Annotated in this window: 13 protein-coding genes; 10 read left to right on the forward strand and 3 right to left on the reverse strand. The window is 72.8% G+C overall.

Annotated features, from left to right (window positions below; all coding sequences use genetic code 11):
• Positions 1-126: 126 nt before the first annotated feature.
• From QP089_RS15970 to QP089_RS15990, 5 genes are all read left to right on the forward strand, one after another.
• Positions 127-1,863: a sensor histidine kinase gene (locus tag QP089_RS15970; protein WP_285912376.1), complete on the forward strand. Its 1,737-nt coding sequence runs from the start codon at positions 127-129 to the stop codon at positions 1,861-1,863.
• 144 nt (positions 1,864-2,007) lie between these two features.
• Positions 2,008-2,412: a roadblock/LC7 domain-containing protein gene (locus tag QP089_RS15975; RefSeq protein ID WP_285912377.1), complete on the forward strand. Its 405-nt coding sequence runs from the start codon at positions 2,008-2,010 to the stop codon at positions 2,410-2,412.
• Positions 2,409-2,771 carry a DUF742 domain-containing protein gene (locus QP089_RS15980; RefSeq protein WP_285912378.1) on the forward strand — a complete coding sequence of 121 codons (363 nt, stop codon included), beginning with the start codon at positions 2,409-2,411 and terminating at the stop codon, positions 2,769-2,771. The genes QP089_RS15975 and QP089_RS15980 overlap by 4 nt, the downstream gene beginning before the upstream one ends.
• A complete protein-coding gene (locus tag QP089_RS15985; RefSeq protein WP_446474031.1) occupies positions 2,752-3,414 on the forward strand; it encodes a GTP-binding protein in 663 nt (220 codons plus the stop codon). The genes QP089_RS15980 and QP089_RS15985 overlap by 20 nt, the downstream gene beginning before the upstream one ends.
• Positions 3,411-4,655: a cytochrome P450 gene (locus tag QP089_RS15990; RefSeq protein ID WP_285912379.1), complete on the forward strand. Its 1,245-nt coding sequence runs from the start codon at positions 3,411-3,413 to the stop codon at positions 4,653-4,655. Before QP089_RS15985 ends, QP089_RS15990 begins: the two co-directional genes overlap by 4 nt.
• Before the next feature lie 177 nt (positions 4,656-4,832).
• Here QP089_RS15990 and QP089_RS15995 read toward each other — a convergent pair whose 3' ends face one another.
• Positions 4,833-5,666, reverse strand: a complete 834-nt coding sequence (locus tag QP089_RS15995; RefSeq protein ID WP_285912380.1) for a DUF8129 domain-containing protein — start codon at positions 5,664-5,666, stop codon at positions 4,833-4,835.
• A gap of 246 nt (positions 5,667-5,912) precedes the next feature.
• Here QP089_RS15995 and QP089_RS16000 point away from each other — a divergent pair, with 246 nt between their 5' ends.
• Positions 5,913-6,878: a 4-hydroxy-3-methylbut-2-enyl diphosphate reductase gene (locus tag QP089_RS16000; protein ID WP_285912381.1), complete on the forward strand. Its 966-nt coding sequence runs from the start codon at positions 5,913-5,915 to the stop codon at positions 6,876-6,878.
• 32 nt (positions 6,879-6,910) lie between these two features.
• Here the strand turns inward: QP089_RS16000 and QP089_RS16005 are convergent, their stop codons facing one another.
• The gene (locus tag QP089_RS16005) at positions 6,911-7,459 is read right to left on the reverse strand and encodes a DUF6542 domain-containing protein (protein WP_285912382.1); all 549 of its coding nucleotides are present in this window, start codon (positions 7,457-7,459) and stop codon (positions 6,911-6,913) included.
• A gap of 56 nt (positions 7,460-7,515) precedes the next feature.
• Positions 7,516-8,862 carry a DNA recombination protein RmuC gene (locus QP089_RS16010; RefSeq protein WP_285912383.1) on the reverse strand — a complete coding sequence of 449 codons (1,347 nt, stop codon included), beginning with the start codon at positions 8,860-8,862 and terminating at the stop codon, positions 7,516-7,518.
• Between the two features lie 156 nt (positions 8,863-9,018).
• Between QP089_RS16010 and ychF the strand changes: the two genes are divergently transcribed.
• From ychF to QP089_RS16030, 4 genes are all read left to right on the forward strand, one after another.
• Positions 9,019-10,110, forward strand: a complete 1,092-nt coding sequence (gene ychF / locus QP089_RS16015; RefSeq protein WP_285912384.1) for a redox-regulated ATPase YchF — start codon at positions 9,019-9,021, stop codon at positions 10,108-10,110.
• Between the two features lie 491 nt (positions 10,111-10,601).
• Positions 10,602-11,654 (forward strand): conjugal transfer protein, encoded by a 1,053-nt coding sequence (locus QP089_RS16020; protein ID WP_285912385.1) that lies wholly within the window; start codon positions 10,602-10,604, stop codon positions 11,652-11,654.
• Positions 11,655-11,715: 61 nt separating this feature from the next.
• The gene (locus tag QP089_RS16025; protein ID WP_446474033.1) at positions 11,716-11,991 is read left to right on the forward strand and encodes a hypothetical protein; all 276 of its coding nucleotides are present in this window, start codon (positions 11,716-11,718) and stop codon (positions 11,989-11,991) included.
• 55 nt (positions 11,992-12,046) lie between these two features.
• A partial coding sequence (locus tag QP089_RS16030; protein WP_285912387.1) for a conjugal transfer protein occupies positions 12,047-12,849 on the forward strand: 803 nt, incomplete at its 3' end.

A 12,849-nucleotide genomic window follows, 5' to 3' on the forward strand; every position in this document is an offset into this window, starting at 1 on the left:
TGGTAAATACCTGCGCACGCGAGCGTTATGGTGCATCCTTATCGCGCCTTATTCCGTTATGGCCGCCCGTGCGACGGGCCGAGGATTCCTGCGCGCCAGTCACCAACGCTCACAAGGACACGATGGATGGCATCTCAAGCCGGTCGAGCACGCATCGAGCGCGCGGCGCTGGAACGCGCGGTCTGGGTCGGGCTGGTCGTCGCGGTCGTCGCCGGCGCCGCCTGGCTGGGGGCGCTGCTGGCCGTTGACCAGGGAGCCCGCACGCTGGTCGCGGCGGGCGGCGGCGCCGCCGCGCTCGCCCTCAGCGTCGCCTGCGGAGCCGCGGCCTATTACGCCGCGTACGCGCGGAAGGTCCGTGACCGGCTGGCGCAGGTGGAGAGCGAGAGCGGCCTGCTGGAGCGCAGGCTCCAGGAGCTGGTCGACGGGCCCCTGCCCGCGCTGATCGGGCGCCTGCACGCCGGTGCGGCGCCGGAGGAGATCCTGGCCGAGCTGCGGGCCGTCCCGAACCACCTGCTCGGACGGCTGGTGCGCGTGGTGGCGGAAGGCGTCGCCGCGAGCGAGCGCGGCGCGGTCCAGGCCAGGGCCGAACTGGCCGCCCTGGAGCACGAGGTCGGGCAGGTGGCCGACGCGACGCTGCCCGCGCTGATCGACCGGATCCGCGGCGACCGCGCCTCGGCGGCGTCCGTGCTCGCCGAGCTCCCGGCGCCCTCCCACGCCGCACTGGACCGGCTCCTGAACGACGTCGCCGAGACCCTCGCCGCGGGCGAGCGCACCCGGGCGGCCGCCATGGCGTCCTGCGCGAGCGCCGCGGCGCGGATCCAGGCGCAGACCACCCGCATGCTCGCCCAGCTGCGCGAGCTGGAGGACCGGTACAACGAGGACGAGGTCTTCGGCGAGCTCCTCGACCTCGACCACCACGTCTCCCAGATGGGACGCCTGGCCGACAGCATCGCGCTGCTCAGCGGCGGCCGCTCGGGACGGCGCTGGACCAAGCCCATCGTCCTGGAGAGCATCATCCGCGGCGCGATGGGCCGGATCGCCTCCTACCAGCGCGTCCAGTACCACTCGACCACCACCGCCGCCGTCGCCGGGTTCGCCGCCGAGGGCGTCATGCACGCGCTGGCCGAGCTGATGGACAACGCCGCCAACTTCTCCCCGCACGGCACCGCCGTGCACGTCTACGCCGAGGAGGAGGACGCCGGCGTCGTCGTCACCATCGAGGACAGCGGCCTGGGCATGCGCCAGCGCGAGCGGGAGCGCGCCGAGCGGCTGGTGTCGGAGACCGCCGACCTGACCTCGCTGCCCGGGACCCGGCTGGGGCTGGCGGTGGTCGGGCGGCTGGCGGGCAAGCACGGGCTGCGGATCAGCTTCCGGCCGTCCTCCCGCGGCGGCATCGGCGTGATCGTGCTGATCCCGCGCCGGCTCATCAGCCACCCCGCCGGCGCGTCCGGCGCGGCCTTCGCCGCCGATCCCGTGCGGACCGTGCGCAGAGGCGCCTCCGCACCGGCCCGCGAACCCGCCGCCGCGACGGCCGTGGCCTTGGCCGAGGCACCCGACGCCGGCGCCGCCGACGGGGAGTACCTGCCCAAACGCCGCCGCGGCGCCACGCTCACCGGGACCGTCGAGCAGCCCGCGGCCCCGCCGCCCAGGCCCCGCGACCCGGGGGCGCGGTTCGCCGCCTTCCGCGAGTCCGCCTCGGGACGGCACCGGACTGCCGACGACGCCACGACCCGCAGCACGTCCGAGCCCGCGGACGGCACCGCGCACGAAGGCACAGCGCACGATGACACCGGGCACGATGACACCGGGCACGACGACACCGGGCACGACGGCACCGCACCCGCCCGGGAACCCGATCAGTAGGGCTCATGGCCCGCGGCCCGTTCGGCGGACGGGCCACCGGGACGGCCGGTCCCGGCACCCTCGTCCGGACCGCAGGATCCACAGATAGGAGGCAGGGACGCGATCCGCCGCGGGCGCCGCGGCGTCGTCCGTTCCGTGATCTTGATGAGCAGCGATGAGCGTCGACTCGATTGGCTTCTGACGTCCCTTGCGGACCGGACCCCGGGCATCCAGCACGTGCTGGTGCTGTCCCGGGACGGTCTGAAGATCTGCCACACCCCCGGACTGGACGAGGACAGGGCCGACCAGCTGGCGGCCATCGCCTCGGGCATCCAGAGCCTGTCCCTGACCGCCTCCCACGAGTTCGGCACCGGCGTCGGCGCCGGCCAGTCGATGATGGAGTTCGCCGGCGGGCTGCTGCTGATCATCCCGGCGGGCGCCGGGGCGCACCTGGCCGTCGTGGCCCGCGAGGACGCCGACGTCGGCCTCGTCGGGCACAGCATGAACGAGCTGGTGGAGCAGATCGGCGGCTACCTGACCGCGGCACCGCGCACCCCCGCGCCGAGATGACCCCCCAGCCCCTCGACCTCGGCGACCCCGACCGGCTCTACACCGTCACCGGGGGCCGCAGCCGCGCGGGCGACGACGCCCTCGACCTCGTCACGCTGGTCAGCGCCGAGAACGACCCGGTGCCCGGCATGCAGTCCGAGCACGTCGCGATCCTGCGGCTGTGCCGCCGCGAGCCGATGGCGGTGGTCGAGCTGTCCTCCCATCTGAGGCTGCCGGTGAGCGTGGTGAAGATCCTGCTGCTCGACCTGCGCGACACCGGCCACATCACCGTCCGCCATCCGACCTCGGCCGCCGCGACGAACCGGCCGGCCGACCTGGAAACGCTGAAGCAGGTGCTCGTTGGACTCCAAGACCTCTGACCGGCCTGCGGACCCCGGAGCCGGCGGCGCGCCGGCCGGGGCCGCGGGCGACGTGCCGCTGCTCCGCACCGCGCGGGACGCACTGAAGATCGTGATCGTGGGCGGGTTCGGGGTCGGGAAGACCACCATGGTCGGCTCGGTCTCGGAGATACGCCCGCTCAGCACCGAGGAGGTCATGACGGAGGCCGGCGTCGGCATCGACGACCCCAGCCGCGTCGCCGCCAAGCGCACCACCACGGTCGCGTTCGACTTCGGCCGGATCTCCCTGGACGCCCACCGCGTGCTCTACCTGTTCGGCGCCCCCGGCCAGAAGCGGTTCTGGTTCGTCTGGGACCAGCTGTTCTCCGGCAGCCTGGGCGCGGTGGTGCTGGTGGACACCCGCCGCTTGGAGGACTCCTTCTACCCGCTCGACCGGCTCGAGCACCACCGGATGCCGTTCGTGGTGGCGGTCAATCGGTTCGACGCGCCCGGCCCGCGGCCGTCCCTGGAGCGGGTGCGCGACGCGCTGTCGCTCCCCGGGGGCGTCCCGCTGGTCGACTGCGACGCCCGGCTCCGCGACTCCACCAAGAACGTGCTGATCACGCTCGTCCGGCACCTCACCGCACTCCACGACCCCGCCGCACTCCAGGAGGCCGCGCAGTGACCGACGAGACCGGCGAGACCGGCGAGACCGCCGCGCCGCACGCCGACGGCGCCGTCCGCCTGTACGGGGAGGAGTTCGACCAGCGGCCGGCGGACTTCTTCGAGCGGATGCGCCGCGAGCACGGCCCGGTCGTGCCCGTCCTACTCGAAGGCGACGTCCCCGCCTGGTACGTGATCGGGTACCGGGAGGTCAACCACGTCACCGGCAACCCCGGGCTGTTCGCGCGCGACACCCGCCGCTGGAACGCCTGGGACGCCGTGCCGGAGAACTGGTCGCTGCTGCCGTTCGTCGGCTGGAACCCCTCGGTGATGCTCGCCGAGGGGGAGGAGCACCACCGGCGCAGCACGGCGATCAGCGACGCGCTGGACGCCGTCGACCGCACCGAGCTGGCCGGCGACTGCGAGCGGATCGCCGACCGGCTGATCGACGAGTTCGCCGGGGACGGCGAGGTGGACCTGATCAGCCGGTTCGCCGACCGGCTCCCGCCGCTGGTGGTCGCCGGGCTCTTCGGGGTGCCCGCGGCCGAGGCGCCCGACATGATCCGGGACGTCATGGCCGTGGCGGGTTCCGACGAGGACGCCGTCCCGGCCTACCAGCGACTCCAGGAGACCATGCGCAGGCTGGCCGAGGCGCGCCGGGCGCGTCCCGGCCCGGACGTCACGTCCCGCATGCTTCAGCATCCGGCGGGCCTCACCGTCGACGAGCTGGTCAGCGACCTCATCCCGATGATGAGCGCCGGCCACCTGCCCACCGGCCACTGGATCGGCAACACGCTGCGGCTGATGCTGGTCGACGAGCGGTTCGCCGTGACGCTCCAGGGCGGCCGCGGCAGCGTCTCCCAGGCCCTCAACCAGGTGCTGTGGGAGGACACGCCGTCGCAGAACAACATCGGCCGCTTCGCCGTGCACTCCTGCGAGCTGGCCGGGCGCAGGATCCGCCCCGGCGACATGCTGATCCTCGGATGGGCCGCGGCGAACGCCGACCCGCAGGTGCAGCCGCCCGCGCACGGCGCCGGCGCCGGGAACCGGGCCCACCTGTCGTTCGGGCACGGCGACCACGGCTGCCCCTTCCCCGCCCCGGAGCTCGCCGAGATCATCGCCAGGACGGCGGTCGAGGTGCTGCTGGACCGGCTGCCCGACATCGAGCTCGCGGTCAAGCCGGACGAGCTCCTGTGGCTCCCGTCGTTCTGGGTGCGCCGCCTGGCGGCCCTCCCGGTCCGCTTCAGCCCGGCCGCCGGCTGACCACCCGCTCTCCGTCGCCGGGCGGGAGACGCAGGCCGTCACCGGGGCCGTGGTCGGCGGGTGAGGTGGTCTAGCGGACGTCGGACGGCGGGCGGTCGGCGCGTGGTTCGCGTCGACCGCCCGCCGCCCGAGTGCCCTCCGAAGGGGGCATGGCCGGTGACCCGGAGAAGCTCCGGGTCAGTTCAGGCCGTTCAGTTTCGCGATGCGGTTCTCGTACATCTTGATCACTTCGGGGCGGGCGGCGTGCTTGCGCTCGTACTCGCGCAGCAGCTTCACCTGGTCCGCCGACAGGCCGCGCAGCCGGGCGCGCAGCTGCGGCAGCGTGGCCTCGTCGTAGTTCGGCACCGGCAGGCCCTCCGCGGCCCGCCGGGCCTCGGCCGGCGCGGCGGGCCTGAGCTCGGGCTTCGGCTCGAACGGGCCCTCCTGCGCCGCGGGCTTGTCCGGCTTCGCCGCGGGCTTGTCCGGCTTCGGCGCGGGCGTCGGGTCGGCCTCCGGGACGGGGTTCGGAGCCGGCTTCGCCTGCGCCTCCGGCTCCGGACGCGGCTCGGCGGGCTTCGGCTCCGGCGCCGGCTTGGCCACCGGGGCGTCGTCCCGGACGGGCTTCGGAGCGGGCTTCGCGGCCGGCTTGCCGACGGAGATCTCCCCGTCGGCGGCCCGCCGCTGCGCCGCCCGGACCGTCCCGCGCTCGGCCGCCGGCCTGGCCGGCCGGGTGCGCGTCCGGGGCCTGGCCTCCGGCTCGGGCTCGTCCTCGCCGCCGCGGACCGTCTCCACGACCTTCCCGACGACCTTCCCGGCGGTGTGCCTGACGTCGTGGCGCAGCCGCCCGATCACCGGGCCGACGCCGTCGCCCTCGGTGATCTCCTTGTAGTCGCGGCTCACCCGGTCGCCGAGCAGCAGCGCCCGGCCGACACCGAACATGGCCAGCCGGACGGCGTGCAGCGGGAGGTCGCGGACCTGCTCGCCCACCGCGTCCTGGACCTGCTGCTTGAGGCGGCGCGGCGATCTCGTCATGGTCATTCCTCTTCCTGCCGTCCTGATCAGGGTCATGCGGCAATCGTCTGCTCGTGTCTCACTCTGCCCCATGGGTGCGAGCACGGTCACCCCGGGTTAATGGATTTCTGTCCAAAAGCCGCGTGCAGTGGGTCACACAGCGGGCTTCACCAGAGCTTCGTCCCCTTCCCGCAAAGGGCCGCGCCAGTCCGCCGCGCGGCGTCCGGTGCTGCACGGCACGGGCGGCACGGCTCGTACGATGGGGGCATGACCGCCAACAGCCAGCGCCGTGTCCTGCTCGCCAAGCCGCGTGGTTACTGCGCGGGCGTCGACCGCGCCGTCCAGACGGTCGAGATCGCCCTGGAGAAGTACGGGGCGCCGATCTACGTCCGCAAGCAGATCGTGCACAACGTCCACGTCGTCCGGACGCTGGAGGAGCGCGGCGCGATCTTCGTGGACGAGACCGATGAGGTCCCCGAGGGCGCCATCGTGGTGTTCTCCGCGCACGGCGTCGCCCCCGTCGTGCACGAGGAGGCCCGGGGCCTGGACCTGCGCACCATCGACGCCACGTGCCCGCTGGTGACCAAGGTCCACAAGGAGGCCGTCCGGTTCGCCGCGCAGGACTACGACATCCTGCTCATCGGGCACGAGGGGCACGAGGAGGTCATCGGCACCACCGGCGAGGCGCCCGACCACATCCACCTCGTCGACGGCCCCGACGACGTCGGCAACATCACCGTCCGCGACCCCGAGAAGGTCGCCTGGCTGTCGCAGACGACCCTGTCGGTGGACGAGACGATCGCCACCGTCGAGAAGCTCCGCGAGCGGTTCCCCAAGCTGATGGACCCGCCGTCCGACGACATCTGCTACGCCACCCAGAACCGGCAGACCGCCGTCAAGGAGATGGCCGCGCAGTCCCAGCTCGTCATCGTGGTCGGCTCCACGAACTCCTCCAACTCCGTCCGGCTGGTCGAGGTCGCCAAGGAGCACGGCGCCGACGACGCCTACCTGGTCGACTACGCCGAGCAGATCGACCCGGCCTGGCTGGAGGGGGTCGACGTCGTCGGCGTCACCAGCGGCGCCTCCGTCCCGGACGAGCTGGTCCAGGGCGTGCTGGCGTGGCTGGCCGAGCGTGGCTTCGGCGAGGCGGAGGAGATCGAGTCCGTCCAGGAGAAGATGCGCTTCTCCCTGCCCAAGGAGCTCCGCAAGGACCTGCGCATCACGCCCGTCTAGCCGTCGCGGGGCCCGGCGAGAGCGACCGACCGCTAGTCGACGTCGCCGTGGTGCAGGCGGCGCTCGGCGGTCGTGGTGGGCGACTCGTCCCAGCGGACGGGGTTCTCGTTGTCCTCCTTCTCGAACAACCGGACCCCGACCAGCTTGCCGCGCAGCTCCCGGACGTTCGCCGGCAGCCCGCGGACCATCGTGATCACCAGCACCAGCAGCGTGCCGAAGAACAGCCACGGCGCCGTCGACGCCAGCGACGTCAGCAGCCCGACCGTGAGGCCGCGCAGCAGCGAGCCGTGGCCGAGCGTCGTCGCGGTCTCGGCGATGACCGTCGCGAGGAAGAACACCAGCGGCGGGCTCACCGCGACCGTCAGCAGGTCGGCCGGGCGGGTGGCGAACGCGGCGAGCGCGCAGCCGATCGCGAAGCCCGCGCCGGCCAGCAGCGGCACGCCGAGCCACCGCGACAGCAGCCCGCAGACCAGGCCTGCGCCGAACATCACCACGACGCCGCCGCGCCCGGTGAGGGTGACCGGCCCCGCCCCGGCGGCCGAGTGCGACCGCGGCGCGGAACCGCCGCGCTGACGTCCCACTGGACCCCCTGGTGCCGGCGAGGCGCCGCCCGGCGCGTCGCGTGCCGTCGATGAGCTCATGGCCACCTCTCTCGACGATCACTCTGGTCGGGGACGGCCCGTCCGCCGAAACCTACCGGTTCCGAGGCCGGACCACGCTGAGGTTCGCCGCCGCCCAGAGCACCGCGACCGGAGACGTCCCCCTCGGTGGGACGGTCCTCGTGGGCGGTGAGTTCGGCGGCGGACGGGGGACGCGGGCTCTCCTCCACCGGCTGCGGACCGTCGAGGGGGGCGTCGACGACGCCCAGCTCGTTCAGCTTCCGCGCGCTGACCAGCACGCGCGTCTCCAGGGAGCCGACCGTCCGGTTGTAGGACTTGATGGCGCCGGTGAGCGCGCGGCCCAGGTCGTCCACGTGCCGGCCCATCGTGCCGAGCCGCTCGTACAGCTCCTTGCCGAGCTCGAACACGGCGCGGGCGTTGCGCGACAGGGCGGCCTGCTGCCACGCGTAGGACGCCGTCCGCAGCATGGTGATCAACGTGGTGGGCGTGGCGATGTGCACCCGGCGCCGCATCGCGTACTCCAGCAGGCCGGGGTCGCGGTCCAGCGCGGGCGCGAGGAACGCCTCGCCGGGGATGAACAGCACGACGAACTCCGGCGCCGGGCTGAAGGCCTGCCAGTACGACTTGGCGCCGAGCCGGTCGACGTGGTCGCGCAGGTGGCGGGCGTGCGCGTCCAGCCGGACGGGATCGCCGGTCTCGGCGGCCTGCAGGTACGCGGCCAGCGACACCTTCGAGTCGACGACGATGTTCTTGCCGCCGGCCAGCCGCACCACCATGTCGGGCCGGACCGTTCCGTTCACGGTGGCCGCGCTGGCCTGCTCGTCGAAGTCGCAGTGGTGCGTCATGCCCGCCAGCTCCACGACGCGCCGCAGCTGCAGCTCGCCCCACCGGCCGCGCGCCTCGGGCCGCTGCAGCGCCCGCACGAGGCCCTGCGTCTCCCGGCGCAGCTGGTCGGAGCTCTGCCGGACGAAGTCGACCTGCTTGGCGAGCATCGCGTGCGACTCGCGGCGGCCCGTCTCCACCTCGCGGAGCTGCTCCTCCACCTTCGCGAGGGTCTCCTTCAGCGGCGCGACCAGATGCTCGACGGCCTGCTCGCGGCGCTGCAGCTCGCCCGCCGCCTCGACGCCCGCCGCCTTCAGCCGGGCGTCCGCCAGCTCCAGGAACCGCTGGTTGCTGGCGTCCAGCGCCTTCGCCGACAGGTTCTCGAAGTGCTCGGCCATCCGCTCCTCGGCGTAGGCGAGCTTCTCCTCGGCGGCCTTGGCCCGCGCGATCAGCGACCCCTGCCGGCCCGTCGCCAGGGCGTACCCGGCGACGGCGCCGAAGACGGCGCCGACGAGCAGTCCGGCGAACAGCGCGAGGTCCATTACTTCATCGTGACAGCGGACTCGCGAAGCGCGACCGCGACGCGCCGGAATGCCCGCCGGAACGGACAATCGACCCACTGCTCCCCAACGGCACCGGGACGGGCGGTCCGGCCGGGCCGCCCCGCGGGGTCCGCGGGGTCCGTAAACTTGACGGCCGTGAGCCTCTCCATCGGAATCGTCGGGCTGCCCAACGTCGGCAAGTCCACCCTCTTCAACGCGCTGACCAAGAACGACGCGCTCGCCGCCAACTACCCGTTCGCGACGATCGAGCCCAACGTCGGCGTCGTCGGGGTGCCCGACCCGCGGCTCGGCGTGCTGGCCGGGATGTTCGCCTCGCAGAAGGTCGTCCCGGCGACGATGGAGTTCGTCGACATCGCCGGCATCGTCAAGGGCGCTTCCGAGGGGCAGGGCCTCGGCAACAAGTTCCTCGCCAACATCCGCGAGACCAACGCGATCTGCCAGGTCATCCGCGCGTTCGAGGACCCCGACGTCACGCACGTGGACGGCGACGTCGCGCCGTCCCGCGACATCGAGACGATCAACACCGAGCTGATCCTGGCCGACCTGCAGACGATCGAGAAGGCGCTGCCGCGGCTCGACAAGGAGGCGCGGACCAGGAAGGACAAGGACAAGCTCGCGGTCGTCGACGCCGTCAACGCCGCGCAGAAGCTGCTGGACGACGGCATCACGCTGTTCGCGGGTGCCGAGAAGGCCGGCATCGACCTGGCGCTGCTGCGCGAGCTGCACCTGCTCACCGCCAAGCCGTTCCTGTACGTGTTCAACCTCGACGAGGGCGAGCTCACCGACGAGGCGCTGCGCGGCCGGCTGCGCGACCTGGTCGCGCCCGCCGAGGCGATCTTCCTGGACGCCAAGATCGAGGCGGAGCTGATCGAGCTGCCCGACGACGAGGCCCTCGAGCTGTTGCAGGGCATGGGCCAGGAGGAGTCGGGCCTGTCGCAGCTCGTCCGGATCGGGTTCGCGACCCTCGGCCTGCAGACCTACCTGACGGCCGGCCCCAAGGAGTCGCGGGCCTGGACGATCCGCAAGGGCGCGACCGCGCCCGAGGCCGCCGGCGTCATCCACACCGACTTCCAGCGCGGCTTCATCAAGGCCGAGATCGTCTCCTACGACGACCTCACCGAGGCCGGCTCGATGGCCGCCGCCCGCACCGCCGGCAAGGTCCGGATGGAGGGCAAGGACTACGTCATGCAGGACGGCGACGTGGTCGAGTTCCGCTTCAACGTCTGAGCCGCCGCCGCGTCCCGGCCCGGCGCGCAGGCCCCGCCCGTCCGGTGGGGCCTGCCGCGCGTCGTGGGGCTTGTGTGATTTGCGATACAGGTGTTGCATGTGGTGCCACGCCCCGGACACCTCGGGTGTTCTGTGGCGATATGTCCCGAAGGCGACACTGTGCCGGATTCCCTCGGGAACAGATTGCGGTCGGAACGGTCACCCGGTAACCAAGCAACCGCCGAGTCGCGCCGCTTGCCGGAAACCTGGTCAGGCGCACCGTTCGGAGCCTTGGATACGGGATCGTCACCGTTTGGCAATCTTCCCCGTTCCTGTTGAGCTGGATTGCATTATCCGCAACCGCGCGCCGGGGGTGTGCTTCGCCGCGATGCGCTGGAACAATTGACGCTCGTGGTTACGCTGGGCCCGGGGTGGGGTTCAGAAAGGGCCACCCGCACAGGACCCAGGCAACAGACCGCGCCGACCGGGGGCGAGGCGCGAGCGGAGGCAGGATGGCTCGCAGGTCGGCCGTAGGACGCGGCCGTGACACGGCCGTGGTCGAGGAGACGGCGGCGCCCGCGGCGCTCGCCGCGTCCGCCGACCCGTGGGACGCGCCCGCGCCCGAACGGCGCCGCGGCCGCTCCGGCCGCTCCGGCGGATCCGGCGGCGGCCCGCGCGGCGGCGGCCGCTGGGGCGGCTCCGGCGGCCGCTGGTGGGTGTGGGTCGGGCGCGCCGTGCTCTGGGCCCTCATCCTCGTCATCCTCGTCAACGGGATCCGCGCGCCGTTCGAGCGGTTCACCGCCAAGGACGGCGGCTCCGCCGACAACGGCGCACCCGCCAAACCCGGAAAGGGCACGGGTTTCCCGGCCAGCGCCGCCGGCGCGTTCGCGCTGCAGTTCGCCAACGTCTACCTCAACTACGACCAGAAGAACGCCGCCGCGCGCGAGGCCCAATTGCGCACCTTCCTGCCCGAGGGCGCCGACGCCCAATTCGGCTGGAACGGCGTCGGCACATTGCAGGTCCAGTCCGTCCAGGTCGCCGGAGTCGACGCCCGCGACGCGCACGACGGCACCGTCACGGTGCTCGCCCGCAGCGTCGACAAATGGCTCCGGCTGTCGGTCCCGGTCTACGCCGCCGACGGCGGCGCCCTCGTCATCTCCGGCCGCCCCGCGCTGCTCCCGCCGCCCACCAAGGCCGCGCTCCCGCAAGGCGGCGTCCAGGACCGCGACACCGCCCTGGAGAACACCCTCCAGGGCGTCCTCGGTACGTTCTTCCAGGCGTACGGGTCCGGTGACCAGGCCACGCTCTCGCACTTCTCGGACGGGACGCCGATCGCGGGCCTGGCCGGCTCCGTCAGCTTCGTGCAGGTCAAGGAGGTCGTCGCGGCCAAGGGAGCCGCCGACGAGCGCACCGTCACTGCGACCGTCGGCTGGCAGATGCCCGGCGGGGCGGGCGCCGGCGGGGGCGGCGAGCTCGACCAGTCCTACCGGCTCACCGTGGTGAAGAAGGGGACGAACTGGTACGTCAGAGACATCCGTGGCACCACGGAGCCGAACGCATCATGACCTCCATCCCCATGACAACCGCCGTCCCAGAGAGGGTGATCAGTCGATGCTGAACCACATCATGGCGTCGATTCCGCACGAGGTCTGGGCGGCGCCGCAGCAGAACGACGAACTGCGGACCGACCAGCTCGCCGACTGGCTGCGCAACATCTTCGGCCCGCTCTTCCTCGTCATCGTCTCCATTGTCGCGATCTTCTTCCTGTTCACCCGTGAGATCACGCGCTTCGTGCAGTTCATCGTGCTGGCGATCGGAATCGGAGTGGTCTTCTACGTGCCGAACATCATCGAGACGACGGCCAAGGCGATCGCCAAGGCCCTCGGAGTGGACATCACCTGACCCACGCGGAGGTCGGCAGGCGGCACTGTGCTCGCGCAGTTAGGGGAGTAGGGGCGTGGATCTACCCACGTACACGAACATATGGCGCATCGAGAAGCGGCTGTACAAGCTGTACGACCTGCGGCTTCCGATGCCGTTGCCGCTGGTCCAGATCGGTGTGTTCCTCGGCGTGTTCGTGCCGTGGATCCTGCTGCTGCGGTTCGCCGGAATCCCGTTCAAGTCCCCCTGGCACGTGCTGTACGTCGTCCCGCCGGGCGTACTGACCTGGCTGGCGACCCGTCCCGTCATCGAGGGCAAGCGGCTCACCGAACTGCTGCTCTCCCAGAGCCGCTACCTCGCCGAGCCCCGCACCTGGTGCCGCCTCACCCCGATCCGCGAGCCCCGCGAGGTCGTCGTCGTCGCCCGCGTCTGGCGCCGCGCCGAGGCCCCCGCCCCGGTCGCCGCGCCCGAACGCGCCGCGGTCAAGTCCCGCCGCCGCGCCCGCAAGGCCGCCGCCGAACCCGCCCCCGCCGCCGCCGTCCCCGCGGCCATGCTCCCCGGCCCCGCCGTCGCGGAGGCGCCCGTCTCCCTGGCCGACTACGCCGCGCAGTACGACGTCCCGGCCCCGGTCCCCGAGGCCCCCGCGCCGAAACCGTGGCGCCGCACCGTCCGCGACATCTCCCACGAGGACGACGTCCAACTCGAACGGCGCCCCGACGAGTTCGAACGCCCCCCGGCCACCCCCCAGCTGGAGGTCCCCCCGGCCCCGGCCGGCTCGGGCAAGCGCGGCCTCGCCTCCGGCGTCCGCCGCCCCGGCTCGTCCGCCGAGATGTGGCCCGCCGTCCCCCCGACCACCCGTCCCGACATCCCCCAGCAGAT

The sequence above is a fragment of the Actinomadura opuntiae genome (assembly GCF_030283205.1).
Taxonomy (GTDB): Bacteria; Actinomycetota; Actinomycetes; order Streptosporangiales; family Streptosporangiaceae; genus Spirillospora.

Bases quoted from the DNA above. Each gene is read 5' to 3' on its own strand.
- QP089_RS15970 (WP_285912376.1), top strand. From the start codon at position 127: ATGGCATCTCAAGCCGGTCGAGCACGCATCGAGCGCGCGGCGCTGGAA.
- QP089_RS15975 (WP_285912377.1), top strand. From the start codon at position 2,008: ATGAGCAGCGATGAGCGTCGACTCGATTGGCTTCTGACGTCCCTTGCG.
- QP089_RS15980 (WP_285912378.1), top strand. From the start codon at position 2,409: ATGACCCCCCAGCCCCTCGACCTCGGCGACCCCGACCGGCTCTACACC.
- QP089_RS15995 (WP_285912380.1), bottom strand. From the start codon at position 5,666: ATGACGAGATCGCCGCGCCGCCTCAAGCAGCAGGTCCAGGACGCGGTG.
- QP089_RS16000 (WP_285912381.1), top strand. From the start codon at position 5,913: ATGACCGCCAACAGCCAGCGCCGTGTCCTGCTCGCCAAGCCGCGTGGT.
- QP089_RS16010 (WP_285912383.1), bottom strand. From the start codon at position 8,862: ATGGACCTCGCGCTGTTCGCCGGACTGCTCGTCGGCGCCGTCTTCGGC.
- QP089_RS16020 (WP_285912385.1), top strand. From the start codon at position 10,602: ATGGCTCGCAGGTCGGCCGTAGGACGCGGCCGTGACACGGCCGTGGTC.
- QP089_RS16025 (WP_446474033.1), top strand. From the start codon at position 11,716: ATGGCGTCGATTCCGCACGAGGTCTGGGCGGCGCCGCAGCAGAACGAC.